The sequence below is a fragment of the Kitasatospora sp. NPDC057512 genome (assembly GCF_042802135.1).
Lineage (GTDB): Bacteria > Actinomycetota > Actinomycetes > Streptomycetales > Streptomycetaceae > Kitasatospora.
The window spans coordinates 1-2,952 of record NZ_JBHVET010000902.1 but is presented as its reverse complement, the minus strand read 5'-3'; the positions used below and the strand labels follow the sequence as shown (position 1 = coordinate 2,952).

At 72.1% G+C, this 2,952-nt stretch carries 2 protein-coding genes; both read left to right on the top strand.

The window, feature by feature from the left end:
• Positions 1 to 174: 174 nt before the first annotated feature.
• Positions 175 to 624, top strand: a complete 450-nt coding sequence (locus ACFU6K_RS35520; RefSeq protein WP_380670230.1) for a hypothetical protein — start codon at positions 175 to 177, stop codon at positions 622 to 624.
• A 123-nt stretch (positions 625 to 747) separates the two neighbouring features.
• Positions 748 to 2,778 (top strand): flotillin family protein, encoded by a 2,031-nt coding sequence (locus ACFU6K_RS35515; protein WP_117489885.1) that lies wholly within the window; start codon positions 748 to 750, stop codon positions 2,776 to 2,778.
• Positions 2,779 to 2,952 lie beyond the last annotated feature (174 nt).

Sequence of the window (2,952 nt, the reverse complement as noted above, 5' to 3'; positions counted from 1 at the left end):
GCCGTGCACGGGGGGCACGGCGCCGGGCACCACGTGGACGTCGGGCACGCGGGGCACCACCTGGGTGCCGAGCACGGGGGGCACGTCGGACACGGGGGGCACGGGGGGCACGGTGCCGGGGGGCACGGTGCCGACGGGGGACCCGACCGGCCCGGTGCGGGCCACCACACGGGCGTGCTGGACGCGCTGGGACTGGGCGGGGTGCCCGTGACGGTGGCGGTGTCGCTGCTGGTCGCGCTCGCCTGGTTCGTCAGCCTGGCCGGCACCGTCCTCACCTCGGGGGCGCCGGCGCGCGGCGGTGTGTTCGTCGTCGCGCTGGCCGCTTCCTGGGCGGGCACCCGGGTGCTCGTCCGGCCGCTGTCGCGGCTGTTCCCGCAGGACCGGCCGGCCACCCGGGGGGACTTCGTCGGCCGGGTCTGCGTGATCCGGACCGGCCGGGTGACGGCCGACTTCGGGCAGGCCGAGGTCACCGCGGAGGACGGCTCCACCGCGACCGTCCAGGTCCGTACGGCGGAGCCCGAACCGGGCCTGACGGCCGGGCGGACCGCCCTGATCTTCGACTACGACGCCGTGGGCGAGCACTTCCTGGTGGCGCCCTTCGACCCGCCGTCCACCGGCGTCTGATCCCCGGCGTCTGATCCCCGGCCTCCCACCCCGGGCCGGCCCCCGCCACCGCACGTCCCGTTCGCTTCGACTCTCCGTATCAACTCTTCGCACCAACTCGCCATCTCGTCAAAGGACTCCGTGATGGACACCATCGCCGTGGGTTTCGGCGTGCTCGTCGCCGTCGTGCTGCTCATCCTGCTCGCCATGCTGCTGTTCGTGGGCCGCCTGTTCCAGAAGGTCGAGCAGGGCAAGGCACTGATCGTCTCCCGGACGAAGAAGGTGGACGTGACGTTCACCGGCGCGATCGTCCTCCCGGTGCTCCACAAGGCGGAGTTGATGGACATCACCGCCAAGACGGTGGAGATCCACCGGGCCGGCCGGGACGGTCTGATCTGCCGGGACAACATCCGCGCGGACATCCGGATCTCGTTCTTCGTCCGGGTCAACAAGACCGTCGAGGACGTCATCAAGGTCGCGCAGTCGATCGGCACCGCCCGGGCCAGCGATCCGCAGGCGATCCAGGAGTTCTTCGCCGTCAAGTTCGCCGAGGCGCTCAAGACCGTCGGCAAGCAGCTGGACTTCACCGACCTGTACACCCACCGGCACGAGTTCCGGGACCAGATCATCGCGGTCATCGGCACCGACCTCAACGGCTACACCCTTGAGGACGCGGCGATCGACCACCTGGAACAGACCCCGATGAACCAGCTGGACGCCGACAACATCCTGGACGCCCAGGGCATCCGCAAGATCACCGAGCTGACCGCGATCGAGCACGTGCGCACCAACGAGTACCAGCGCACCGAGGAGAAGGAGATCACCCGGCAGAACGTGGACGCCCGGGAGGCCGTCCTGGAGCTGGAGCGCCGGCAGGCCGACGCCGAGATCCGCCAGCGCCGCGAGATCGAGACCCTGCGGGCCAAGGAGGACGCGGTGATCGCCCGGGTCCAGGAGGAGGAGCGGCTCAACGCCCAGACCGCCTTCCTGCGCACCGAGGAACTGCTCGGGGTGCAGCGCGAGAACCAGGCCCGCGAGGTCGCGGTGGCGCAGAAGAACCGCGAGCGGGTGATCGCGGTGGAGAACGAGCGGATCGAGAAGGACCGCCTGCTGGAGGTCGTCGGCCGCGAGCGGGAGACCCAGCTCGCCACGATCGCCAAGGAGAAGGAGCTCGAGTCCGCCAAGCGCGAGGTCGCCGACGTGGTCCGCGAGCGGGTCGCGGTGGACCGCACCGTCGCCGAGCAGGAGGAGGCCGTCAAGACCCTGCGCGCCACCGAGGAGGCCGAGCGCGTCCGCAAGGCCGTCGTGATCCAGGCCGAGGCCGAGGCGCAGGAGAAGCTCGTCAAGGACATCAAGGCCGCGGAGGCCGCCGAGCAGGCCGCCACCCACAAGGCCCGCGAGGCGCTGGTGCTGGCCGAGGCCCGGCAGCAGGCCGCCGAGTTGGACGCGGCCGCCAAGATCCGGATGGCCGAGGGCGTCCGGGCGGAGGCCGCGGCCGAGGGCCTGGCCCGGGTCCAGGTCCGCGAGCAGGAGGCCGCGGCGGTGGAGAAGGTCGGGCGCGCCGAGGCCGTCGTCCAGGCGGAGAAGGCCAAGGCCGCCGCGCTGGAGATCGGCGGCCGGCTGAAGGCCGAGGCCGAGGGCCTGACCGAGAAGGCCGCGGCGATGGCCAAGCTGGACGAGGCCTCGCGCGGGCACGAGGAGTACCGGCTGCGGCTGGCCGCCGAGAAGGACGTCCGGCTGGCCGGGCTGGACACCCAGCGGCAGATCGCCGAGGCCCAGGCGGCGCTGGTCGCGGCCGGGCTGGAGAAGGCGAAGATCGACATCGTCGGCGGGGACTCGGTGTTCTTCGACCGACTGGTGCAGTCGGTGTCGGCCGGCAAGAGCGTGGACGCCTTCGTCGCCCACTCGCAGACCGCGCAGACCCTGGCCGGGCCCTGGCTGGACGGGCGGGCGAGCTTCACCGAGGACCTCACCCGGGTGCTCTCCTCGGTCTCCACGGCCGACGTGCAGAACCTGACGGTGTCGGCCCTGCTGATGAAGCTGATCGGCTCGGGGGCCGGCGACCAGGCCGGGCAGCTGCGCCAACTGCTGGAGTCGGCACGGAAGCTGGGCGTCGCGGAGACCCCGATCGGGGCGCTGGCTGGCGGCCTCGCCTCGGCCAACGGCTCCAAGTGATCCGCTGAGCGGGCACGCCGACCGCGCTGACCGCTCTGACCACGCCGACCGCGGCCACCGATTCAACCGCGGCAACCGCGGCAACCGATTCGACCGAGTCAACTGAGGAACGTGACCGTGACCGTGGACGCCCTCGACGCCCGGCTCGACGCCGGCACCTACGAGGTCCTGCGC